The organism is Vreelandella janggokensis, assembly GCF_031451615.1.
Classification (GTDB): Bacteria; Pseudomonadota; Gammaproteobacteria; order Pseudomonadales; family Halomonadaceae; genus Vreelandella; species Vreelandella janggokensis.
Genome location: NZ_JARWAJ010000009.1, coordinates 45,219 through 68,913 on the forward strand (window position 1 = coordinate 45,219; position 23,695 = coordinate 68,913).

Genomic DNA, 23,695 nt, shown 5'->3' on the forward strand with positions numbered 1-23,695 from the left:
GTGCAAGAATGAGTAAAGAGCCATGTTTGGTTGCTTCAGCCTTTCCCGGCCAACCAGGGGAAACAGGCTAGGTCAGGCGGTGGGGTAGGTCGGGATATCGAAAAATGGTTGTATGGACGGTAAATGCAAAACGCCTTGGCTCTCTAAAGCCAAGGCGTTTCACGTTATCCAGCACGTGACTCGCTAGTGCTTAGCGCTTTTTCCGCGTGGTTTTTTTATCGCCGTTGGCTTTTTCGGCGCTGTCTTCACTTCCCCCATTGCCGGGAAAATGGCCGCGCAACAGCTCCAGCAGTCCCTGGGTCGAGGCATCGAAGTCGGCGGCGTTGGTGTCGATGCGTTCGCTGATTTCACCGGCGATACGTTTGCCCAGCTGCACGCCCCACTGGTCGAAAGAGTTGATGTTCCAGATAACGCCTTGCACGAACACCTTATGCTCGTAGAGCGCGATCAGGGCACCCAGGTTTTTCGGCGTCAGCTCGTCCAGCAGCAGGGTGCTTGATGGGCGATTGCCGGGGCAGCTGTAGGGGTCATGCTGGCTGAGCTCCTTGCTGTCTCCCTGGCTGCCTTCCATAAAGGCGTTGGCCTGGGCGAGCATGTTGGTCAGCAGCGCGAAGTGGTGGTCTTCGACACCCGGCTCGGGCTTGAGTGAGGCGATAAAGTCGATGGGCACGTAGCGCGTGCCCTGGTGCAGCAACTGGAAGAAAGCGTGCTGACCGTTGGAGCCGGTCTGGCCCCACACAATCGGGCCGGTCTTGTAATTCACCGGGTGGCCGAAGATGTCCACCGACTTGCCGTTGGACTCCATATCCAACTGCTGGAGAAACGAAGGCAACTGGTGCAGGGCCTGGTCGTAAGGCACGATGGCTTGGGTTTCCGCACCAATGAAATTGATGTACCAGATACCGATCAGCGCCATCAGCACGGGCATGTTCTCGGAGAAGGGCGCTTCAATGAAGTGGTTATCCATCTCGTGAGCGCCTTCCAGCAGCTCGATGAAGCCCTCAAAGCCAATCGAGAGCGCAATCGGCAGGCCAATTGATGACCACATGGAGTAACGCCCGCCGACCCAGGCCCAGAACTCGAACACGTTCTCTTCACGAATGCCGAATTCCATCGCCGCGCGGCGGTTGGTGGAGGCAGCGATAAAGTGCGCGCCCACATCGGCGTCTTCACCGGCGTTCTCCAGGAACCAGCGCCGCGCGGTCTTGGCGTTGAGCAGGGTTTCCTGGGTAGAGAAGGTCTTGGTCGAGACGATGAACAGCGTGGTGGCTGGGTCGAGACGCGACAGCACCTTCTGAATATGGGTGCCGTCCACGTTGGAAACAAAGTGGAAGTGCAACTCTGGGTGGCGGTACTTCAATAGCGCACGGACGGCCATGTTGGGGCCCAGGTCCGACCCGCCAATGCCAATGTTGACCACGTCCTTGATGCGCTTGCCGCTATAGCCTTTCCACTCGCCGCTGCGCACCGCCTCGGAAAACTGCTTGATCTGCTCGCGGGTACGGGTGATTTCGGGCATCACGTCCTTGCCGTCGACAAATACCGGATCATCGCCGAGGTGGCGAAGCGCGGTGTGGAGAACCGGACGGTCTTCGGTGACGTTGATGATATCGCCCGAAAACATCTGGGCTCGGCGCTGGACGAGGGCGGAGTGGTCGGCCAGTTCGATCAGTTTGGCCTTGACCTCGTCGGATACGTGGTGCTTCGAGTAGTCGAGGAAAAGACCGCCCACCCGCAGGCTCATTTTTTCAAAGCGCTGCGGGTCATTGGTGAAATAGTCACGAATGCGATCGTTAGCGGTTTTGTCGCGCAGGCGTTCGAGTGCCTGCCACGTCACACTGCGGGTCAGCTGAAACATAGCGGTGTCCGTTGTTGTAGGTCGGCGAGTTGCCTTGATGTTATGTGTGTAAAAATACTACATAAAACGCGTGCTGTGGCAAACCATCGTGAACAAAAGCATGTTGTACGGTAATAAAACCAATAGCGAGCCCAATAAAAAGGCGGGCCTTGGCCCGCCTGGCACTGTTCAGCTGGCAATGGCCACTTGGGTAGCGCCCCGTTTGATCATGGCATAGCTCAGGCCGGTAATCAGCGAGCCGACCACAATCGCGCTCAGGTAGAGCAGCACGGGGGTAATGGCATTGGGGATCAGCAGGACAAAAATGCCGCCGTGGGGGGCCATCAGTTTAGCGCCTACCAGCATGGAAAGTGCACCGGTAACGGCACCGCCCAGCATGCAGGCAGGGATTACCCGCAGCGGATCTTTGGCGGCAAACGGAATCGCCCCTTCGCTGATAAAACACATGCCGAGTACAAACGATGCCTTGCCTGCCTCGCGCTCGGGCGCCGAAAATTTGTTGCGTGCCACCAGACTGGCAATGCCCATGCCGATGGCAGGTACCATGCCAGCGGCCATGATCGCCGCCATGGGACCATAGGTTTCCGAGGCTAGAAGTCCGACGCCAAAGGTATATGCGGCTTTGTTGACCGGGCCACCCAGGTCGAAACACATCATGGCGCCCAGCAGAATGCCCAGCAGCACGGCGTTGGTGGAGCCCATGTTTTCAAGGAAGCTGGTCAGCGCGGTAAGAATGCCCGCCACCGGCTCACCGACGATATAGATCATTACCAGGCCAGTCACCAGGCTGGCGATGAGTGGAATAATCAGGATCGGCTTCAGCGATTCAATGCTCGAAGGCAGTTTAACGTAGCGGGTAACCGCCAGGGCGACGTAACCGGCCAGGAAACCGGCCAGAATACCGCCGATAAAGCCGGAGCCTATATCGGCTGCCAGCATGCCGCCAATCATGCCCGGCGCGATACCGGGGCGGTCGGCAATCGAGTAGGCAATATAACCGGCGAGTACCGGAATCATCAGCGCGAAGGCGGTGCCGCCGCCGATTTTCATCAGCGCGGCGGCCAGTGAGCCTTCTTCCTCGGCGGCGTTGATACCGAACACAAACGACAGTGCGATCAGCAAGCCACCCGCGACCACCATCGGCAGCATGAACGACACACCGGTCAGCAGGTGCTTGTAAACCCCTTTCTCTTTGACGCTTTTGCCTTCACTGCTGGCACTGGGCTGGTTGCCGTCTTCAATGCTGGCGTGAGCGAGGGCAGCTTCCAGTGTTGGGCGCGGTTTTTTCAAGGCACTGCCGGTGGAAGTGCGGTAAATGCGCTTGCCCGCAAAGCGGGCAGGGTCAACGTCGATGTCGCAGGCCAGCACGACCACATCAGCATCAGCGATCTCTTTATCCGTCAGCTGATCTTGTGCGCCTACCGAGCCTTGGGTTTCCACGCGGATAGCGTGGCCCATGGCTTTGCCGGCTTCGGCGAGTGCCTCGGCCGCCATGAAGGTGTGCGCAACGCCCGTCGGGCAGGCCGTCACGGCGACAATATTCTGTCCTTCAGTGGCGCTTGGCGCCGCAGAACGGGCTGCGGGTGCATCGGTGGGTGCCTGATAAAGCGGCGCATCGCGTTTCGCCGTGGTCAAAAAGCCACTCGGGTCAGGGAGCGCGTCGGCAATCGGCGCTTGATAAAGCCGCTTACCTTCAAAGCGCTCGGGCGCGGGCACATGATCTGCCGCGACGACGATCAGGTCGGCATTGGCAATCTGCTCGGCGGTGGCCGCCTGAAGCGGCGCCAGCTCACCGTGCATTTCCACATGAACGTGCCAGCCCTGGCGTTCTGCAGCCTGTTCCAGCCGCTTGGCGGCGAGGAAGGTGGTCGCCATGCCGCTTGGGCAGGCGGTAATCAGAATAATATTCATAGCGTGGCTCCCTCGGTGATGGTGTCGTCAAGACGCCGTACCCGGGTCTGTTGTTGGAGTGAGTCGAAGTCGTCGGCCTGGGGGTTACCCACGCCCACATGGCGGACCGCATCGGCAGATAATGCCGTGGCGAAACGAAGGGTTGTTTCGGGATCGTGGCCGCTGAGCAGGCCGTGGAGCATGCCCGCAACGAGCGTATCACCGGCGCACACGGTGTTGACGGCGGTCACGGACGGTGGCGTTGCCTGCCAGCTGCCCTGGGCATTCACCCACAGCACGCCATCGGCGCCGGCAGAAACAAGCGCCTGTTCCACGCCGCCCTGATGCAGACGACGCACCGCCTGGGTCAGCGCAAGGCTGGTTTCAAGCGGCGCACCTGCCCAGTGTGCAAGCTCAAGCTCGTTGGGCTTGACGGCGGTGGGCTTTACCTCAATGGCGGCGTTAAGTGCCGCGCCGCTGGTATCCACCCAGAGAGGAACGCCGCTGGCCTTCAGGTGCTTTAGAAAAGCGCGAAAGTCATCGAGACTGAGCCCCGGCGGTAAACTGCCAGCTACCACGACGGCGTGAGGCGGTGTGGCGTTGTATAAATGTGCATCCAGCCTTGCCGTTAAGCGTTGCAGATCCTTTGAGGTGATCGGCGTGCCGGGCCCGTTGATGTCGGTGACCCGGCCGCTTTGTTCAGCAAGCTTGGCATTGATGCGTGTTTCCCCTGCTACGCGCACAAAGTCATCGTGCAAGGCGGCGTGCTGAAAGGCCAGCGCGAAAGGCGCGTCGTTGTCAGCGCCCAGAAAACCGCTCACGGTAACGTCATGGCCTAACCCTGCCAGTACCCGGGCAACATTGACGCCTTTACCCGCGGCCTCCAGCTGGGCGCTGTGGGGGCGGTTAACCGCCCCTGGAATGAGCTGATCAAGGCTGAACGCCAGGTCCAACGCCGGGTTGAGCGTAATGCATAACACGCGAGCCATCAGCGAGCCTCCAGCGCGTCGCGCACGTCATCGCTGGTGGCCTGGGCCAGTGCCAGTTGAGCGCTGGCCTGGGCATCCGCCAGATCAAATTCGCGCAGCCGCGCCTTGACCAGCGGGATCTGTCGGGCGCTGACCGACAGTTCATCGACGCCCAGGCCGACCAGTACCGGCACCGCCATGGCGTCTGAGGCCAGTTCGCCGCAGACACCAACCCATTTGCCCTGAGCATGGGCGGCGTCAACGGTCATCTGGATCAAGCGCAGTACCGCGGGATGCAGGCCGTCGGCCTGGGCGGAAAGCTCCGGATGGCCACGGTCGATGGCCAGGGTGTACTGGGTCAAATCGTTGGTGCCCACCGAGAAGAAATCCACCTCGGCGGCAAGCGATGGCGCCAGCAGGGCACTGGAGGGCACTTCGATCATCACGCCGAGCTGCACGTCAGTGGCACGTTGTGATGGCGAAATTTCGCTCAGCAGCCGATCATAGATCGCCTTGGCGGCGCGGAACTCGGCGATGTCCTTGACCATCGGCAGCATGATGCGCAAAGGGCTGTCTTTGCCGGCCATCAACAGCGCGCGAAACTGGGTTTCGAGCACTTCCGGCTGGGTCAGCGCCAGGCGAATGCCGCGCAGGCCAAGGAAGGGATTATCTTCTTGAGGCACCGGCCAGTAGGGCAGTGGCTTGTCACCGCCGACGTCCAGCGTGCGGGCCACCAGCGGGCGGCCATCAAGGGCGTCAATTGCCTGACGGTATTCATCGATTTGGGTGGATAGGTCCGGCGCGCTGGCGTGGGCCATGAACAGGAATTCAGTGCGCAGCAGGCCAACCCCCTCGGCACCACGTTCAACGGCGTCTTCCGCATGAGCGGTGTTGCCCAGGTTGGCGGCGACTTCGACCCGGTGTCCGTCGCGGGTTTGAGCCGTTTCAAAGCGCGTTTCCCAGGCATCGGCTTCGCGCTGCTGCTGGTCAAGCAATTGCTGCTCGGCGCGCTGCAGGCGGTCTTCCGAAGGCTTGTGGGTGACCCGTCCGCGTTCGCCATCAAGAATCATCATGCCGCCGTCAGGTAGCGCCATGACGGCGTCACCGGCACCGACAACCGCCGGAATGCCTAACGCGCGGGCCAGAATCGCGCTGTGCGCTGTAGCGCCGCCGCGAACGGTGAGCAGGCCACGCACTCGCGAGGTATCCAGTCGCGCGACATCAGACGGGCCAATATCGTCCATCACCAGAATATACGGATGGTCGGGCGGCTCGGGCAGCTTGACGTCACACAGCACGCCAAGGACTCGGCGGCCCACGTCGCGCAGGTCGGCGGCGCGTTCGGCCAGTAGCCGGTCGGCAAGCATTTCCTGGGCGTGGGCGGCGGTGTCGATGGCTTCCCACCAGCCGGCCTCTGCCGACGCCCCTTCGCGGATAGCATCAATGGCGGCCTGGTGCAGCTCCGGGTCGTCGAGCATTTCTTCGTGCATGGAAAGAATGTCGGCGACTTCACCGCCCGGCGCGTCATGCACCAGTGTTTCCAACTGGGTGGCACCTTCCTTCAGCGCCTCGCGAAGACGGGCAGCCTCTTGTTCGGGATCGTCGGCGTGTTGCGGGTATTCAAAGCTTACCGGGCGAATGACAAATACCGGTGCAATGGCAAGCCCCGGGGAGGCGGCCACGCCCGCATGTGGCGTATCGTTAACCAGCGGCTCGGCGGCGGGTTTGGTGCTTTCGGCGGCGGGAGAGAGGCTTTCCCGGCCGCCATCAAATGGGGCAACCTTCTCGCCCAGGCCAGACTCGACGGCCTCGCTGACGGCCGCGAGTGCCTGGCTTGCCTGCTCGCCCTCGGCAGAAAACACGAGCCATTGCCCGCGTCTCGCGCCCATGCCAATCACCTTGGTCAAGCTGGCGGCGGAAACCGGCGTGGCGCTGCCTTCTTCCAGTCGAACGTTGATCGGCACCGCCTGGGCGCGGGCAATTTGTACCAGTTGCTTGGCCGGGCGGGCGTGCAGGCCGTGAGGGTTCAGCACGCGGGCACGTTGAGTTTGTGTGCTGGCAGTTTCACCCGCCAAGGCGGCCAGCCACTGGGCGCTGGTTTTATTGACCAGGCTTTTGCTTTCGCTGTGATCAAGGAGTGGCAGTAATTGCTCAAGCAGCGAACGATGGCTCTCACCGCTGGCCGCGAGGCAGAACAAGGCATGCACGGGATGTTCCTGATGGCTCAGTGATGTATCTGCCGGGGTTGCGACACCCAGTGCAGGCTGGGCGACACCATGAGGGTGGCTTGCCAGCCATAGGCCATTCCCCAGCCAGGTGGGTTCGACAGAGGCAATGGCACTAATAAACGTATTATCGACACAGCCGCTTTGACGCAGTCGCGCGGCAGCGGCTAGCGTCAATTCCTGCAGGTCCTTGGCGGGGAAGCTAACGCACAGCGTTTCGTTATCCAGACGTGGCACCACGGCTGGCTTGGAAAGCAGGCGCGCCACATCGTCGGCGGAGGTGGCGTTAGCCAGTTGCTCAGCGACACCTTCGCGGTCCAATACATGGGTCAGTTGGCGCAGGATATCGAGGTGCTCGTCGTTTTGCGCGGCGATAGTCACCAGTACGTGCACCTGTTGGCCGTCGTGCCACTGAACGCCTTGGGGGAATTGTAAAACGCGTACCCCGGTTTGCTTGACGTATTGGCGGCTTTCCGGGGTGCCGTGGGGGATGGCGATGGCATTGCCCAGAAACGTCGAGGATTGAGCTTCCCGGTCGAGCAGGCCGTCACGGTAATCAGGGTCGACAAACCCCGCCGCCACCAGCGCATCGGCAGCGCTGTTGAGTGCTGCTTGCCAGTCGTCAGCATGGCAGTCCAGCAATATGTCATCAGAGCCGAGCGTCAGCATAGGTGTCTCCGTGTAGAACCATGGTCGTAGCGCACCGAAGTGGGCTGGATGAATCGTGTCATCTGTGTATAGTTGGCTATGCTGAATCGATTCACTTCAGGACACAAGAGGTTCGCGCCTAGACTTTGGTCTGATGGGCGTCTGTCGACTGTTAAACTGGCGGCAATCAGAGGGGAAATTCATGACACTTGCCGATATAGCCCGGCTTGCCGGGGTATCACGTACTACCGCCAGCTATGTGATTAATGGCCAGGCCGAAAAGCGCCGCATTAGCCAGGCGACCATCGACAAGGTGATGTCGGTCGTTCGTCAGCACCGCTATCACATTGATCCCCAGGCGGCCGCATTGCGCCGGGGAGCGAGTCGTTTACTGGGGTTGATCGTGCCCGATCTGGAAAACATCAGTTACGCGCGGCTTGCCAAGCGCATAGAGCGGGGCGCTCGCGAACGTGGCTATCAACTGCTGGTGGTGAGCTCCGATGACTGCCCGGACAGCGAGCGGGCGCTGGCGCTAGCGCTGCGTGCGCAGCGCTGTGAAGTGCTTATCACGGCGAGTTGTCTGGCCAGCGATGATCCGTTTTACGCAGACCTGGTAAAAGAGGGCTGGAGCGTGGTGGGAATGGACCGGGGGCTGGATCCTGCGCGTTTTGCAAGTGTGGTCAGTAACGACCGCCAAGCATCGCTGGCGCTGACCCACTCGGTGATTGATCCTGCTACCCGGCGCGTTGCATGGCTGGAAGCGATGCCTGACCTTTCCATCAGCCGAGAACGCAGGGCGGGATTCGAACAAGCACTTGCGGGCACGTCCATTACGCCGCTATATCTAAGCGGTACGCACTATGAGCGTAGCGAAGGCGCCCGGCTGGCGGTCAAGCTACTGGATGAAGAGGGCGGGGCAGATGCATTGGTCACCGCGTCCTATACGCTGTTGGAAGGGGCGTTTGATGTCTTTCTGGAGCGAGGAGGTTTGCCGGAAGGGATGCGGTTGGCCACCTTTGGGGATCATCGCCTGCTGGACTTTTTGCCTCAGCCGGTTAATTCAGCCTTGCAGGATTACGATCGCATCGCTGAGCTGACGCTGCGCTGTGCCTTGGCCGCGACAGAGGGCGAACCTCAATGCGGCCAGCAAGTGGTCGCAAGGCATTTGCGCACCCGCCATCCCGGTGCGCAAATGAGGGCCTGAGCCAAGTGGTTGAGCTGACTCATTAGCAGCCGGTCGGTGGTCAGTCACTCCGTGCGTGCCGCGGCCCAGGCGTTGGCATCGGGAATCGACATGTCGTAGCTTTCATCCAGGTAAGGCGAGGAAAGGACAAAGTCGGCGCTCGCTGCATTGCATGCCACCGGGACGTTCCATAGTGCCGCAAGGCGAAGCAGCGCTTTGACATCCGGGTCATGGGGCTGGGGAGCGAAGGGGTCCCAGAAAAAAATCAGCACGTCGAGCGCCTGCTCGGCGATGCGCGCGCCAATCTGTTGGTCACCGCCAAGCGGTCCGCTCATCAACCCTTCGATAGGCAGTCCCAGCGCGTCGTGCAAGCGCTTTGCTGTCGTGCCGGTGCCGAGCAGTTCGTGGCGGCCCAGCGTATCCTTCCAGCGCGTCGCCCATTCAAGCATTTCGGTTTTCTTGCCGTCATGGGCGATCAACGCAATCCGCTTGCGGGCCTGGAGCGTACGAGTCGCCTGACGAGGAGGGCGCGCATCATTCATGGTATGGATCTCCAAAGCAGGATCATTGCGACTCGGCCGCCACCGCTAACACCTTCATGGTGTTGGTGCCGCCATGGGCGTTCATATGGTCGCCTCGGGTGAGAATGACATGCTCGCCGGGATCCGCCAAGCCGTGGGCTTTTAATAATCTCAGCGCCTCGCCGTTGACGTCTTCTGCCTGCATATGGGTCGTGTCAAACGGTATCGAGACAACGCCCCGATACAACGCCATGCGTCGCTGAGCGATGGGGCTATGGGCCAGGCCGACAATTGGCAGCTTGGAGCGAATGCGCGACGCAATCAGGGGCGTGTAGCCGGTGGCAGTCATGCAGGCGATGACACTGACGCCCTCGAGATGGTTGGCTGCATACATCGCGGATAGTGCGATCGTCTCGTCAATGCGCTCGAAGCCTTCATGAATGCGGTGGCTCGACTCCTGGGCAATGCGCTCGCGCTCGGCGCCCAGGCAGACGCGGTTCATCGCCTCGATGGTTTCAACCGGATAATCGCCCGCGGCGGTTTCGGCCGAGAGCATTACCGCATCGGTGGCATCCAGCACCGCGTTGGCCACGTCGAACACTTCGGCGCGCGTGGGCAGCGGCGACTCGATCATCGATTCCATCATCTGCGTGGCGGTAATCACTGCACGATTCAGAGTGCGAGCATGCTTGATGATGCGTTTTTGCGTGCCAATCAGCGCTTCGTCACCGATTTCCACGCCCAGATCGCCGCGGGCTACCATCACCGCTTCTGAGGCCAGGATAATGCCATCCAGGGTTTCGTCGTTGGCCACGGCTTCGGCGCGTTCGAGCTTGGCGACCAGGCCGATTTCTCTTCCAGCCTCGCCCAGCAGGTCGCGTGCCTCTTGCATATCGGCAGCACTACGCGGGAAGGAAACTGCCAAATAGTCCACGCCGATATCCAGGGCGGTAATCAGGTCAGCCTTGTCCTTTTCAGTGAGCGCTGGGGCGGAAAGACCGCCGCCTTGCTTGTTGATGCCTTTATTGTTGGACAGTTTGCCACCCACATGAACTCGGGTGTGAACTTCCTGGTCAACCACTTGGGTGACATCCAGTACCACGCGGCCATCGTCAAGCAGCAGGCGGTCGCCGGTGGTGACGTCATCGATCAGCGATTTGTAGTCACAGCCGACCCGCTCCTGGTCGCCCTGATCGGCCTCCATTGCCATGTCGAGGATAAACGGCTGGCCCTGGGTGAGGTGGATGGCCGCATCCTTGAAGCGGGCAATACGAATCTTGGGTCCCTGGAGGTCGCCCAATACGGCAACGCTGCGGCCAAGTCGTTGGGCGATTTCGCGGACGTCCTGGAGACGCCGCCGGTGGTCATCGGCAGCGCCATGGGAAAAGTTGAGGCGAACGACGTCGACGCCCGCTTTAAGCATGGCTTCCAGAACGCCTGGGCGGTCGCTGGCAGGGCCTAGCGTGGCCACGATCTTGGTGCGGCGTAAGGGGAGCGAGAGGGGTTGGCTCGTCATTGCACATTCTCCTGGGTCGGCCATTGGTTATTGTTGGCGCTGCGCTGGATATTGAAATTGCAGGCTATTAAGTTGTGGACTACGATAGCGTCTATATAGTAATTTTACTACATATTGATTGATGGTTTGCCTTTTTGGAGGCTTGAGACACACCGACGACCCCAATAAGGTGCTTAACTACGTATTTTTAGTAATTTTTTACGAAATATACAATTGGTTATGTAGCAAAAAATCAGCTATGTATTTTTGTTACAAACGTTCTCTGCAAAGGTGAGGTGCTCCATGACAACAAGAGTCGCTATCAACGGTTTCGGTCGGATTGGCCGTAACGTACTACGCGCCCTCTATGAAAACGGCTACCGTGATCGTATGCAGGTCGTTGCGATCAACGACCTGGGCGATCCGTCGCTTAACTCCCACCTGCTTCGCCATGACACCGTCCACGGTCATTTTCCCTATTCTGTCGATCATGACGCGGAAAGCATCAGCGTCGACGGCGACCGCATCGCGATCTCCTCCGAGCGGGATCCTGCTAAATTGCCCTGGGCGTCGATGGACATCGATATCGTCATGGAATGCACCGGCTTATTCACCAAGCGTGAAGCGGCAGCCAAGCATATTGAGGCGGGTGCCAAACGCGTATTGATCTCGGCCCCCAGCCCTGATGCCGATGCCATGATTGTTTACGGCGTCAATGAAGAGACGCTCACCGCCGACCATAAAGTGGTCTCGAATGCCTCCTGCACAACGAATTGCCTGGCACCGGTTGCCAAGGCGTTAAACGATGCCGTGGGTATCGAGAATGGCCTGATGACGACGGTGCATGCCTATACCAACGACCAGAATCTGTCGGATGTCTATCACACTGACCCCTACCGGGCGCGCAGTGCAACCCAGTCGATGATTCCGACCAAGACCGGCGCCGCGGCTGCCGTTGGCAAGGTGCTGCCCGAGCTTGAGGGGAAATTCGATGGCCTGGCGGTTCGGGTGCCGGTGATCAACGTCTCGCTGGTGGACCTGACCTTCACCGCTGGCCGTGACACCACTGCAGAAGAGATCAACGCGGTTGTTGAAAAAGCGGCTGTCAATTCACCGGTCTTGGCGGTCAACGCACAGCCATTGGTGTCTATCGATTTCAACCACGACGCCAACTCGTCCACGTTCGATACCAACCATACCCGGGTGAACGGGCGGCTGGTGAAAATCATGGCCTGGTACGACAACGAGTGGGGCTTCTCCAACCGCATGCTGGATACCGCAGAAGCCATGCAGGCTGCCGCCAAGTAATCCAACGGATCAGGGGCAGGTATCGCCGAGCAACAGCTCCGTTTTCAACAGTTGTTGCTCGGCAGGCAACAGGCCGAGAATCATCTGTGCCGCGACCCGTCCCTTGCCTTCGCTATCCTGACGAACGGTGGTTAAACGAGGAGCGCGGTACTGGCCCTCTGCAATGCCGTCAAACCCGGTAATCCTCAGATCTTCAGGCACCCGAATGCCGCGCTGTTCGGCCAACGTCAGCGCCGTCAGGGCAATGCGATCCGACATGCACAGCAGCAGGTCGGGCCGCTGATGCTCAGGTTGGTCGAGCAACTCTGCCAACACCGGCCCGCACACCTCGAACGTATTCTCCTCAATATTCCACAGCGGTACTTGTTGTGTATCCACCCCGTGTTCGCTGAGTGCGGTATGGAAACCTTCCAGCCGTGCGCGGCTGATCGTACTGGTATTGGGCAGCAGGGTGTGCTCGGGCGTCACGCGACCGTTGCAGGCTTCTTTAGTCAACCGTAGGTTGATGATGGCCGGGCGCCTAGGTTGTTGTTTCAGGGCATGACAGGCGATGTGATAGCTGGCCTCGCTATCGTCGATGTGCACCGTTGGGCAGTCAACCACATCAAAGTCCACGGACACGATCGGACGCTGCGCCGGCAGTCGATTCAACAGCTGATTGTTGGGCATCAAGCCGTAGACGATAAAACCGTCGGCAATATTCGCCGAGCCGGCCGGCTGTGAGTCGTGCCCCCGCCCCGGCAAGAGCAACAAGGTGTGCCCATGGGCGTCGAGCACCTCGGCGACGCCGGATAAAAATTCACTGGCCACCGCATCATTCAAGCTGTAAGTGAGACTCTCCGCCAGCACCACGGCGATGATCCGTGAGCGTCCGGTACGCAAGCTGCGGGCCTTGGCATCAGGGCCGCTATAGCCCAGACGGGCCGCCTCACTCAAGATGCGTTCGCGTAGGGTGGGAGATAGCTGGTCCGGCCGGTTAAAGGCGTTGGAAATGGAGGCAGTCGAGACGCCGAGTTCACGGGCAAGGTCCTTGAGCGTCATTCGGCGGGGTGGTGTCACGGGTTTTCCTATGCAAACTAATGATGAGACGTCCATTCTCAAGAATACCGACCCACGCTGTCTCCCGACAAGCCTTGCCTCATAATGCTTGTCGCGATCGGCGTGGGTCAGTAAGTGGAGTGGTCAAGGTGTGCCGATTAAGCGGCCTGTCGTTGAGCAGGCAAATCCAGGGCGGCACCGCCCTCGTCGAACAGGTGAACATGCTGGGTGTCGGGCACCAGCGCGACGTGCTGCCCCAGTTTCCACTGGCTCGGGGCTTCGCTGCGATGGATCAACAGCGTATCCCCTGCTTTTGGGTCCAGATATACGTAGACTTCGTTACCCAGGTATTCCACGTTGACGATTTCGAAGCGATTGTCTCCAGAAGGTTCTGCCAAGCGGAGGTGTTCCGGGCGCACGCCAATACTGAGCGGGGCACTTTGCGGCTGCGCCCTTGCATCCTGTGGCAAGGCGAGTTCGCCGACTCCAGCAGCGAGTACCCGGCAGCCATTGTCATCGTTTGCCAGCAGTTGGGCAGGTATGAAATTCATGGTGGGCGAGCCGATGAACCCGGCAACGAATTTGGTCGCGGGGCGCTGGTAAAGCTCTTGAGGGCTGCCCACCTGTTCGACATGGCCGCCGTTGAGCACCACGATCTTGTCGGCGAGGGTCATGGCTTCCACCTGGTCGTGGGTCACGTAAATCATGGTGGAGCCCAGGCGATAATGCAGACGCGCGATCTCGTTGCGCATTTGCACGCGCAGCGAGGCATCGAGGTTGGAAAGCGGCTCATCGAACAGCAGAATACGTGGCTCCCGGGCCATGGCACGCCCCATGGCCACACGCTGACGCTGTCCACCGGAAAGCGCCTTGGGTTTGCGGTGCAGTAGCTCCTCCAGCTGCAGGATGCGCGCCGTCGCCATCACGCGGTCGTCGATAGTTTCCTTGGTCTTTTTCGCCAGCTTTAGGCCGAAGGCCATGTTCTCGTAGACCGACATGTGCGGGTAGAGCGCGTAGGACTGGAAGACCATGCCGACACCGCGTTCACGTGGTGGTAAGTCGTTGACCACAGTGTCGTCGATACGTAAATCGCCATCGGTAATCGACTCAAGACCGGCAATCAGGCGTAGCAGGGTGGATTTACCGCAGCCCGATGGGCCGACGAAAACGACGAATTCGCCGTCGCCGATTTCCAGGTCGACATCGTCGATGATGTGGTCGCGGCCAAACACCTTGTTGATTTTTTCAAGCGTAACACTTGCCATGGGTGACTCCTTGCCAACCTCAAGGCCTGTGCCCCGGGTTGGCCTGTTGTTGTTTAAAACGGTCTAGGCGGTGCGCATAAAGGCCGCCTGGTAAGCAGGGAGCCTCAGCCGGTTGCCGTCGCGCTGATAGTTGAAGCCATGACCATCGAGGTCGCCGGCCACCGTAACGGGGAGCGAGACCTCTTGCGCTTGGCCGGTCAGGTTGAAAACGCACAGCAGGGATTCGTCGTCGTGTTGACGGGTAAAGCCCAGTAGGTCATCGCCCACGTCGACCAGCGTCAAATTGCCATCAAACAGCGCAGCGTGCTGGCGACGAAACGCCAGCAACTGGCGTGTGGCATTAAGGGGGGACGCCGGGTCGCCCTGTTGCTGACTGACGGCAAGCTCGCGATGTCGTGGCGAGATCGGCAGCCATGGCTCAGCGTTTGAAAAGCCAGCCTGTGGCGAACCATCCCAGGGCATCGGGGTGCGACAGCCATCGCGGCCCTTGAACTCGGGCCATAGCACCTTGCCATAGGGATCCTGAATGCGTTCAAAGGGGACGTCGGCTTCGGGAAGGCCAAGCTCTTCGCCCTGGTAAAGGCAGACGCTGCCACGTAGTGAAAACAGCATCGCCAGGGCAACTTTAGGATAAGCCGTTGGGTCTTCGTCAGCGCCCCAGCGGGAGGCACTGCGCTCAACATCGTGATTCGAGGTGGCCCAGCACGGCCAGGCATCGCCCGCCAGCCGCTGGAAACGCTCGATCACTTCACGTAGATACGCAGCGGAATGCGGCTTGTTGAGCAGGTCAAAGGTATAAGCCATGTGCAGCTTGTCGCCGCCTGCGGTGTACTCGGCCATGCGCTCCAGCGGATTGTCATCGCCAATTTCACCCACAGTCGTGGTGCCGGGGTACTCATCCATCAGCGCGCGCAGGTCTTTAAGGAAGTCGAGATTTTCCGGGCGGCTGAGATCATAAACATGACGTTGCCAGGTATACGGATTGCTGTCCGGGGCGCCCAGGGTTTTGGCTTCGCCTTTGGGAACAGGCGGGTTGTCGCGTAACGCCGCGTCATGGAAGAAAAAGTTGACCGTGTCCAGGCGGAAGCCATCGACACCCAGCTCCAGCCAGAAGCGCATATTATCCAGCTGGGCCTGACGTGCTTCCGGGTTATGGAAGTTGACGTCCGGCTGGCTGGTTAAAAAGTTATGCATGTAATACTGCTGGCGGCGTGGCTCAAAGGTCCATGCCGGCCCGCCAAAAATCGACAGCCAGTTGTTGGGTGGCGTGCCGTCTGGCTTGGGGTCTGCCCATACAAACCAGTCGGCCTTGGGGTTGGTGCGATCCTGACGGCTTTCCTGAAACCAGGCATGCTGATCCGAGGTATGGCTGATGACCTGGTCGATCATCACTTTCAGGCCAAGCCTGTGCGCTTTGGCCAGCAGCGCCTTGAAGTCGTCCAGGGTGCCGAACATCGGGTCAACGTCGCGGTAGTTGCTGATGTCGTAGCCGAAGTCGAGCATTGGCGAGGTAAAGAAAGGCGATAGCCAGATACCGTCGACATTGAGTGATGCTACATAGTCGAGCTTTTCAGTAACGCCGGGTAAATCACCGATACCGTCACCGCGGCTGTCCATGAAGCTGCGCGGATAAATCTGATAGATAACGCCGCCGCGCCACCAGGCTTTTGTGTCTTGGGTATCTTGCATGAGAGAGTCCGTTGATGACATTAAAAATCCTTAGCCTTTGACGGCGCCAGCGGTGAGTCCAGAGACGATGCGGCGTTGGAAGATGATCACCAGCACCACCAGCGGAACTGTTACCACGACAGACGCAGCCATGATGGGGCCCCAGGGCAATTCGTAGGCGCTGCCGCCGGACAGCAGGGCGATCGCCACCGGTACGGTGCGCTGGGTGTCGGTCAGGGTGAAGGTAAGCGCGAACAGAAACTCGTTCCACGCGGCAATAAAGGCGAGCAGCCCGGTGGTCGCCATGGCAGGCCACATCAGGGGTAAAAACACCTTGGTAATGGTGATCCACGGGGTGGCGCCATCCATGATGGCGGCTTCTTCAAGTTCCATGGGGAGCTGCTTCATGAAGGTGGTCAGCACCCACACCGTGAAGGGCAGGGTGAAGATGGTGTAACTCAAGATCAGCCCGGCCGGGTTGTTGTAGAGGTTGAGCGTGCGGATAACTTCAAACAGCCCTGAGAGCACTGCCACCTGGGGAAACATCGATACCCCCAGAATGACCAGCAATACCGTTGAGCGCCCGCGAAAACGTACGCGACCCAGGGCATAGGAGGCCGTGATACCCAGCAACAGGGCGATAAATACCACGCTGGTCGCCACCACAATGGAGTTCAAGATGGCGCGTAAAAAGCTGGCTTGGGTCAATACTTGAACATAGTTGCCCAGGTGCCAGGAAGAAGGCCATAGCTCGACACGGAACAGCTCGCTCGATGGCTTGAACGAGGTAATCACGGCGTAATAAAACGGGAAGACGGCGTAAACCATGATCAGCACGATTAGTGCCCAGAAGCCGATCTGCTTGGCTATTTTACTCAACTGACGTGCGTTCATGCCTCACCTCCCAGTTGTAGTTGCTTGCGGCCAGCATAGATGTAGGCAACGGTTGCCAAGGCAATAATCAGGAACAGCAGGGTGGACGCCGCGCTGCCATAACCGACGTCCTGGAACTCAACCAGCTGTTGGCGTGCATACACCGACATGGACATGGTGCTGGTGGAATTCGAGGTCAGTACGTAGATGACATCGAACACCCGCAGCGCGTCGAGCAGACGGAAAATCACCGCCACCATCAAGGCAGGCGTTATCAGTGGCAGCGTTACCTTGAAAAACACCCGCACTGGATGAATGCCGTCGACCTCGGCGGCCTCGTAACAGTCCTTGGGCAGCATCTGCAGCGCAGCAAGCACCAGCAGGGCGACAAACGGAGTGGTTTTCCAGACGTCGACCATGATCACTGCCCACATCGAGTAGGTGGCGCTGGCGGTCCAGGCAATAGGGTTGTCGATGACGCCGATCCCCATCAGCATGTGGTTGATGATGCCGAACTGGTCGTTGAGCATCCATGCCCACATTTGCGCCGAGACGATGGTGGGGATGGCCCAGGGAATCAGTACGGCGGCACGCACAATGGTGCGCCCTTTAAACTCCGCGTTGAGAATCAGCGCGACGATGACGCCAAAGACAACCTCAAGCGATACCGACACCACCGAGAAATAGACGGTGTTCCATACCGACTGCCACCATACGGGGTCGGCCATGATGCCAAACCAGCGGCCGTTATCGTGAACCAGATAGTTTTCAAAGCCGATGAAGTTGGCTGTGCCCAGGTCAGACAGCGAGGCGTCGGTAAAACTTAAAAAGAAGGTGCGAAATAAAGGCCAGCCAGCCACCAGGGCTAGCGCGACCAGCATGGGCGTCAGGAATAACCAGGCCGCTTTGACGCGCTGGCGCCGCACCTTGGTGCCGCGAGAGCGCCGCGCCGTCAATGCGGCTGTGCGCGCCCCATCGGGCGCGCCTGAGTGAGAAGTCGTCATTAGGCTCTCCAGCGTTACCAGTTACGACGCTTCAAACGGAGAAGCTCGTTTTCCAGGTCCTCAACGGCTTGGGCGCCATCTTTCGTGCCTGACAGTACTTCGTGTGAAGCGCTAAAGAAGGCGTTGCTCACCCGGCCGTAGGCATCACCGGTGGGAGCTGACGGGCGTGCCACCGCATTGGTGAACGTCTCGTAAAGGGTGCCGAAGAAGGGGACGGCGTCGAGCACCTCTTCATCCTGGTAGAGCGCATCGATAGTGGGGTTATAAGAGGCTTCAATGGCGCGTCGCTTCTGCTCTTCTTCGCTGGTCAGAAAGGCGACGAGCTCGGCGGCCAGTTCAGGGTTTTCAGTGTAGCGTGATACCGCCAGGTTCCAGCCACCCAGGCCAGCGGCGCTTTTACCGTCTTCGCCGCCCGCCGGTAACTGGGTGACGCCAACCTTATCGCGCACGTCGCTGTCTTCGCTCTGAGCCAGCGCCCAGGCGTAGGGCCAGTTACGCATGAACACCGCGTTGCCGCTCTGGAACACACCACGGGCCTCTTCTTCGGTGTAATTGAGCACGCCATTGGGCGAGATGTCGCCGATCCACGATGCGGCAAGGTCGAGGGCTTCGGCGGCCTGCGGGTTATTGATGCTGATAGTACCGTCGGCCTCGACAATGTTGCCGCCACCGTGGCTAGCTACCCATTCAAGGGCGTTCACCGTCAAGCCTTCATAGGCGCGTCCCTGGAAGACATAGCCCTGCATGCGGTCGTTGCCTGCCTCGCGCTCGGCCTGTTTGATCTCGCGGGCGGTCTCGGTAAGTTCTTGCCAGGTGGTGGGCACGTCATGACCATGTTTTTCGAGCAGATCTTCGCGGTAGTAGAGCACGCCCGCGTCGGTAAACCACGGCATGGCGACCAGCCGGTCGTCGATGGTGTTGTTGGTCACGATGGTCTCGAAATGCCCAGCAGCGACGTCATTACCCAGCACTTCGCGCAAATCCAGCAGGTGGTTGGCCAACAGGCCCGGCCAGACAACGTCAATTTGCATCACATCGATATCGCTGGAATTAGCCGACAAGATCTGCTGATAAAGCGATAACCGCTCGGTGGATGAGTTGGGTGTCGAGACCACATCAACCTCATGACCGGTTTTTTCTTCCCACGCTTCAATGCCTTCTTCACAAAGCGTCAGTTCGGCACCCACAGCACCGCATGAAATGGTCAGGTCAGCCGCCTGGGCCTGACTGATGCCACCGGTTGCGCTGGCGAGTGCAATGGCGGTCGTTAAAAGCGTTTTTTTCATGATGGTTCCTCGGCGTTTGTTGTTGTCGGGTAGCGCACCGTTCAAGCCCGTCGAATTTGAACTTAAACGATTAAGTTGATGCGCCTAGTTAGCCGCCTCTTGCCAGCAAGTTCAATAGAGACTTTTGTCTAATTATTTATTCAGGTTGTGCTAACCCGATGCTTGGTGTTTAGACATTGGTCGATAATTAGTGATTACTGGTTGGTTTACGAAGTCTTAATCGATTAAGTTTCACGTATTCCAGCGTTTTGGTTGGTAGCAGTAGTTGCTTTACCAACTGTTGGAATAAATACGCTTTACAACGATCGACTCAAACGCGACCGCTTTAATGCGCATCGGATTGAAAAAGCAGTGATGGGCGGGGCGTCGAACAACAACAGGGTTTAAAACAATGGATAAAATGACTTTCAAAACACCGCTGGCGATTGCCATCGCCGCCGCCAGCCTGGGTGTCAGCGGTGCGGCCATGGCCGATACCACCATGGAAGAGCGGCTTGCCGAGTTGGAAGCCCGGATTATCGCCGCTGAACAGCGGGCCGTCGCCGCCGAGCAGCGTGCCGCCGAGGCTGAACAGCAGCGCGCCGCAACCGCCGATATTGAAAGCGATGCTGAAATTGAAGAGCGTCTGGCAAGGGTAGAGCGCTATGCTGATGGCGAAGAAGGGTTTTCATTCAATGTCTACGCGCGCTCGGGCCTGTTGATCGGTGAAGATGGCAAAAGTGCAGAGGGTGGCCCTTACGTCACCCCTGCAGGCCCTGAAGGCGGCGCGGTGGGTCGCTTGGGTAACGAGCCAGATACCTATGCCGAAGCGATTCTGAACTACCGCATGCGTTTCGATAACGGTGCCAAAGCGCTATACCGCACCATGATTGCCGACGGCACCACCTCGAGCAATGACTGGACTGGCGGCGAGTCGGATATCAACGTCCGTCAGGTATATGCCGAATTCAGCGATCTACCGAGCTTCACCGGTGCGTTTGAAAATGCCTCCATCTGGGCCGGTAAACGTTTTGACCGCGACAACTTCGACATCCACTGGCTGGATAGCGATGTGGTCTTCCTCGCCGGTACCGGCGGCGGTATTTACGACATGCAGCTGGCCGATAACTGGAAATCCAACCTGTCGATTTACGGCCGCAGCTTTGCCGACTTTGACGTGGTTAGCAGTGAAGACCCCGGCCTGAAAGGCAATACCGATAACCTGATCCTGACTTCCAACAACTACTTTGGTAACTGGCAGTGGATGGTCAACGGCATGTCGGCAGCCGATAACGACACCCGTGATATCGGGTCAGGTCAGGAAGCTGCCGAAAATGGTTTCCACACCATGGTAGCCTATCACGGCGACAGCTTCTTCGGCATGGGCGAGGGCAGTTATAAAGCGGCGGTGCTGCATGGCCAGGGCCTGGGCGCCGAGACGAAAAACATCGGCGCCAACGGTGATTTGACCGATGATGCCAACTCAACCCGTCTAGCGCTTTATGGGACTACCTATCTTGCACCCAAATGGCGTATTGCGCCCTCAGTGCTTGCTGAAACCAGCGAAGACCGTTTTGCAGAAGGCGATTCGTATGACTGGGCCACGCTCAACGTCCGCTTGGCCAACGAGCTGACTGAAAACTTCGAAATGCAGTACGAAGCGAGTTATCAATGGATGGATTTAGATCCTCAAGGCTACGGTCAGCGTAATGAGGTTGATGGGGGCTACAGCAAGTTCACCATTGCGCCGACCTTCAAGCCTGAAGTCGGTGGCTTTTGGAAGCGCCCCGAAATTCGTTTCTTTACGACCTGGAGCGACTGGGATGATGACTTGAACGGTTATCTGCAAAACGATGCGACTGATGCCGGCGGCAACGATATTTCAGACTCTTTCGGTCAGTCAGGCTTTACAGGAGGTGAATGGACCTTTGGCGTACAAAGCGAGATATGGTTCTAAGCTAGTAAGCCTGGCAGAAGGCCAGGCCGCTTGTTGTTTCTCCGTTTCTGTTTGCCCGCGACACGTCGCGGGCTTTTTTTACGTTTTTTAGAAATATTATGAATTGACTGCATCCAAAAGGCTTCCTCACGGGTATTCCCTATACAGCTGCTATGAAAGGCAACTGATATTTAACCCTTAGGAGACTGAAAATGACCATTCATCATCTAACGCGCGCTACCTTGGCCGCCACTCTGATTGCATCCTTCAGTCACGCTGCGTTGGCAGACATGACGCCCGCGGATGTCCAGGTGCCGGACGGCAATGCCGTTGCGCTCGAAACTGTCGGTGTTGGCGCAATCACGTATATGTGTGAAATGAACGACGACGACACCATGGCTTGGGTATTTAAAGGCCCGCACGCTGCGCTTAATGATAGCGACGGCAGCCAGGTCGGCAGTTACTACGGTCCGCCCGCCACCTGGGAAGCGTTGGATGGCTCAAAAGTAACCGGCACCCAACTGGCTACGGCTGCCAATGGGGATGGCAATATTCCGCTCCAGCTTGTTGAAGCCAACCCCGCTGAAGGTGAAGGTGCAATGACTGGCGTCAGCTACATCCAGCGCCTGAACACCCAGGGTGGCGTTGCTCCGGATGTGGCCTGCGATATGGATCATGACGGTGCCACTGCCGTCGTTACCTACCAAGCCGATTACATCTTCTGGACGGCTGAATAAGTCGGCTGGAACGCCAATTACGCTGAGGACTCGTTTGTCGAGCCCTCAGCGGCTATGCTGTCTGAGAGTACGACGACTGGCGTCGGTGCCGTCACCAGGGAGCTAGGGTTTGACTGACGTGTCCTCAGAATTTGATCATGCTGGCGCATTAGCGAGATGTGCTCGCGGCGAGCATGATGCCTTGCACCAGCTATACGTCCATGAAGGTGCCAGGCTGCTGGGTGTTGTCTTAAGAATCGTCAAGGATCGTGGCATGGCCGAAGATATTGTCCACGATGCCTGCATTAATATTTGGCAACGCGCCAATAGCTTCGACCCAGCCAAAGGGTCGGCGCGAACATGGATATTCAGCGTGGCGCGCCATCAGGCATTAAACGCCATACGTTACCGTGATCGTGAAATCACGTTTGATAGTAATGACCCCACCGAGATAGAGCTCGACGAACATTTCCAGCATTCGTCCGTTGTCGAAGACGCTTTCGATTGGCAGACCGGCCAGCGCATGGATGACTGTCTGCATCAGTTAGAGACCGAGCGGCGAAACTGTGTGCTCCATGCGTATGTGGATGGTCTCAGTCACGCGGAAATTTCCGCGCACACGGGTGCGCCGCTGGGTACCGTTAAAGCCTGGATAAAACGCAGCCTGCTGCGCCTAAGGGAGTGTATGGCATGACCGGTCCCATTGAGCACGACGACCACGCCCTGGCAGGTGAATACGTACTGGGAACACTATCGTTGGCACAGCGTAAGGCAGTCGAAGCGCGACTCAAAAACGAGCCGGAATTACTCCGGGCTGTGATGGCGTGGGAAGAACGCTTCATGCCCTATACTGCGCTGACTCAGCCAGTAAGGCCTTCTGACTATTTATGGCCACGTATCGAACGCAGCCTTGATGCTTCGCATGACCCAGAACCAGAGAGCGTGATGCCACCGCCACGCCGTCGTTGGGTCAACCACCTGCCGTTTTGGCAGGGGGCCGCCGGTATCGGCATGGCCGCTGCGTTAGTGTTGGGCGTGGTGTTGACCAATGTGTCTACCACGCCCACAACGCCGGAATACATGGTCGTACTGCTGGCTCCGCAAAGTCAGTCCGCCGGCTGGGTGGTGCAGGCGTCAACCCGCCAGGACATCGAGCTGATACCGTTGGGTACCTTTGAAGTACCGGAAGGCAAGGCGCTGGAGTTCTGGACCAAGGCCGACGAATGGCAGGCCCCAGTATCGCTTGGCTTGGTAGAGCCGGGAGAGCCAATTCGCGTGCAGCTAGATAACCTGCCGCCGCTTGAGGACAACCAGCTGTTTGAGCTGACGCTGGAAGAAGAAACCGGCTCACCTACTGGCTTGCCTACTGGCCCTATCCAGTTCATCGGCCGTGCGGTGGAGATATAGCGTATTCGGTCGTCATCAACCCGAGCCCGATTTTAGAAGAACGTAAGCCCTACCTGGAACAAGCGCTCCACGTCGCGAATGCGCCGCTTGTCGATAACGAACAGAATCACGTGGTCGCCGCTTTCGATGACGATGTGATCATGGGCGATCATGACCTCCTTGCCGCGCACGATCGCCCCGATGGTGGTGCCCTCGGGCAGGTCGATCTCGCGAATGGTGCGGCCGACCACCTTGGACGACTGCTTGTCGCCGTGGGCGATGGCCTCGATGGCCTCCGCCGCGCCCCGGCGCAGCGAGTGGACGTTGACGATATCGCCGCGCCGCACATGGGTCAGTAGGCTGCCGATCGTTGCCTGTTGAGGGGAAATGGCAATATCGATCTCGCCGCCCTGAACCAGATCGACATAGGCGGCGTTATTGATCAGCG

General features: G+C 58.8%; 19 protein-coding genes. 6 read left to right on the top strand and 13 right to left on the bottom strand.

What is annotated here, in order from left to right; all coding sequences use genetic code 11:
- Positions 1-190: 190 nt before the first annotated feature.
- From pgi to ptsP, 4 genes are all read right to left on the bottom strand, one after another.
- Positions 191-1,858: a glucose-6-phosphate isomerase gene (gene pgi / locus QC816_RS17990; protein WP_268902251.1), complete on the bottom strand. Its 1,668-nt coding sequence runs from the start codon at positions 1,856-1,858 to the stop codon at positions 191-193.
- Positions 1,859-2,026: 168 nt separating this feature from the next.
- On the bottom strand, positions 2,027-3,769 hold the full coding sequence (locus QC816_RS17995; RefSeq protein WP_264827052.1) for a PTS fructose-like transporter subunit IIB: 1,743 nt from the start codon (positions 3,767-3,769) through the stop codon (positions 2,027-2,029).
- The gene (pfkB, locus tag QC816_RS18000) at positions 3,766-4,737 is read right to left on the bottom strand and encodes a 1-phosphofructokinase (protein ID WP_085919894.1); all 972 of its coding nucleotides are present in this window, start codon (positions 4,735-4,737) and stop codon (positions 3,766-3,768) included. Before pfkB ends, QC816_RS17995 begins: the two co-directional genes overlap by 4 nt.
- Positions 4,737-7,610: a phosphoenolpyruvate--protein phosphotransferase gene (ptsP, locus tag QC816_RS18005; protein WP_309783805.1), complete on the bottom strand. Its 2,874-nt coding sequence runs from the start codon at positions 7,608-7,610 to the stop codon at positions 4,737-4,739. Before ptsP ends, pfkB begins: the two co-directional genes overlap by 1 nt.
- A 181-nt stretch (positions 7,611-7,791) precedes the next feature.
- On the opposite strand from ptsP, the gene cra reads away from it, so the two are divergent.
- On the top strand, positions 7,792-8,793 hold the full coding sequence (gene cra / locus QC816_RS18010) for a catabolite repressor/activator (RefSeq protein ID WP_085919892.1): 1,002 nt from the start codon (positions 7,792-7,794) through the stop codon (positions 8,791-8,793).
- Positions 8,794-8,837: 44 nt separating this feature from the next.
- Here cra and QC816_RS18015 read toward each other — a convergent pair whose 3' ends face one another.
- Both QC816_RS18015 and pyk read right to left on the bottom strand, forming a co-directional pair.
- A complete protein-coding gene (locus tag QC816_RS18015; protein ID WP_085919891.1) occupies positions 8,838-9,314 on the bottom strand; it encodes a methylglyoxal synthase in 477 nt (158 codons plus the stop codon).
- A gap of 22 nt (positions 9,315-9,336) precedes the next feature.
- On the bottom strand, positions 9,337-10,809 hold the full coding sequence (pyk, locus tag QC816_RS18020) for a pyruvate kinase (RefSeq protein ID WP_085919890.1): 1,473 nt from the start codon (positions 10,807-10,809) through the stop codon (positions 9,337-9,339).
- 282 nt (positions 10,810-11,091) lie between these two features.
- Here pyk and gap point away from each other — a divergent pair, with 282 nt between their 5' ends.
- Positions 11,092-12,096, top strand: a complete 1,005-nt coding sequence (gene gap / locus QC816_RS18025; protein ID WP_085919889.1) for a type I glyceraldehyde-3-phosphate dehydrogenase — start codon at positions 11,092-11,094, stop codon at positions 12,094-12,096.
- Positions 12,097-12,105: 9 nt separating this feature from the next.
- Here the strand turns inward: gap and QC816_RS18030 are convergent, their stop codons facing one another.
- The 6 genes from QC816_RS18030 to QC816_RS18055 all read right to left on the bottom strand — a co-directional run bounded on the left by QC816_RS18030 (position 12,106) and on the right by QC816_RS18055 (position 19,230).
- On the bottom strand, positions 12,106-13,155 hold the full coding sequence (locus QC816_RS18030; protein ID WP_264827060.1) for a LacI family DNA-binding transcriptional regulator: 1,050 nt from the start codon (positions 13,153-13,155) through the stop codon (positions 12,106-12,108).
- A 137-nt stretch (positions 13,156-13,292) separates the two neighbouring features.
- Complete coding sequence (locus QC816_RS18035; RefSeq protein ID WP_264827062.1) at positions 13,293-14,399, bottom strand: ABC transporter ATP-binding protein; 1,107 nt, start codon at positions 14,397-14,399, stop codon at positions 13,293-13,295.
- A 63-nt stretch (positions 14,400-14,462) separates the two neighbouring features.
- Positions 14,463-16,088, bottom strand: a complete 1,626-nt coding sequence (locus QC816_RS18040; protein WP_309783809.1) for an alpha-glucosidase family protein — start codon at positions 16,086-16,088, stop codon at positions 14,463-14,465.
- Between the two features lie 30 nt (positions 16,089-16,118).
- Complete coding sequence (locus QC816_RS18045) at positions 16,119-16,961, bottom strand: carbohydrate ABC transporter permease (protein ID WP_085919885.1); 843 nt, start codon at positions 16,959-16,961, stop codon at positions 16,119-16,121.
- Complete coding sequence (locus QC816_RS18050; RefSeq protein WP_268902245.1) at positions 16,958-17,944, bottom strand: carbohydrate ABC transporter permease; 987 nt, start codon at positions 17,942-17,944, stop codon at positions 16,958-16,960. Before QC816_RS18050 ends, QC816_RS18045 begins: the two co-directional genes overlap by 4 nt.
- A 14-nt stretch (positions 17,945-17,958) precedes the next feature.
- On the bottom strand, positions 17,959-19,230 hold the full coding sequence (locus QC816_RS18055; protein ID WP_085919883.1) for an ABC transporter substrate-binding protein: 1,272 nt from the start codon (positions 19,228-19,230) through the stop codon (positions 17,959-17,961).
- A gap of 391 nt (positions 19,231-19,621) precedes the next feature.
- On the opposite strand from QC816_RS18055, the gene QC816_RS18060 reads away from it, so the two are divergent.
- From QC816_RS18060 to QC816_RS18075, 4 genes are all read left to right on the top strand, one after another.
- Positions 19,622-21,166 carry a carbohydrate porin gene (locus QC816_RS18060; RefSeq protein WP_199285139.1) on the top strand — a complete coding sequence of 515 codons (1,545 nt, stop codon included), beginning with the start codon at positions 19,622-19,624 and terminating at the stop codon, positions 21,164-21,166.
- Positions 21,167-21,357: 191 nt separating this feature from the next.
- Complete coding sequence (locus QC816_RS18065) at positions 21,358-21,882, top strand: DUF3455 domain-containing protein (protein WP_309783812.1); 525 nt, start codon at positions 21,358-21,360, stop codon at positions 21,880-21,882.
- Positions 21,883-22,000: 118 nt separating this feature from the next.
- Complete coding sequence (locus QC816_RS18070; protein WP_309783818.1) at positions 22,001-22,555, top strand: sigma-70 family RNA polymerase sigma factor; 555 nt, start codon at positions 22,001-22,003, stop codon at positions 22,553-22,555.
- On the top strand, positions 22,552-23,268 hold the full coding sequence (locus QC816_RS18075; protein ID WP_085919879.1) for an anti-sigma factor: 717 nt from the start codon (positions 22,552-22,554) through the stop codon (positions 23,266-23,268). The genes QC816_RS18070 and QC816_RS18075 overlap by 4 nt, the downstream gene beginning before the upstream one ends.
- A 32-nt stretch (positions 23,269-23,300) precedes the next feature.
- Here the strand turns inward: QC816_RS18075 and QC816_RS18080 are convergent.
- Positions 23,301-23,695, bottom strand: a 395-nt coding sequence (locus QC816_RS18080) for a TrkA C-terminal domain-containing protein (protein ID WP_309783814.1), incomplete at its 5' end; no start/stop codon positions are given.